The following is a 465-nucleotide window of genomic DNA, read 5'->3' as shown; positions in this document are numbered from 1 at the left end:
CACGAATTTGAAGCGGGTAAGCACCGGGTGGTGTTTGCCGATCATGCGGGTGCCGTGGTGAAGAAAACCGATCCGCTGTTCTTTAATCTGGCCAATCAGGGGCTTGAACAGGGGGCGTATGTCCGCCAGTTCAGCTACCGTGAAGCGGTGAAGACCTCATCCGTGGAGCTGCGGGACTACAGCTTTAAAAATCCGGCTTACAACCAGTCGAATAAAAAAAGCAGCAATGACCTGGCGCATCAGCGCCAGACCTATGAGCACTACGACTATCCGGGGCGTTACAAGAGCGGGGAAAACGGTAAGGCGTTCAGCGCATACCGGCTGGATGCACGACGGGCCGGCGCCATGATCGGTCAGGGGAAGTCAAACTGCGCGGATCTGCGTCCGGGACTGCAGTTTTTGTTGTCAGAGCACCTGAACGACGCATTTAACGCCTGGTGGCAGGTGGTGTATGCGAAGCATGAA

Annotated in this window: 1 protein-coding gene; it reads left to right on the top strand. The window is 55.9% G+C overall.

Annotated features, from left to right (window positions below; all coding sequences use genetic code 11):
• Window positions 1–465, top strand: a 465-nt coding sequence (locus tag DEO48_RS12615; protein WP_258306097.1) for a contractile injection system protein, VgrG/Pvc8 family, incomplete at both ends; no start/stop codon positions are given.

The sequence above is a fragment of the Enterobacter sp. CGMCC 5087 genome, assembly GCF_003144775.1.
GTDB classification, from domain to species: Bacteria; Pseudomonadota; Gammaproteobacteria; order Enterobacterales; family Enterobacteriaceae; genus Enterobacter; species Enterobacter cloacae_M.
Note: the sequence above shows the minus strand (reverse complement) of the source record. Positions and strands in the feature narration are given on the sequence as shown.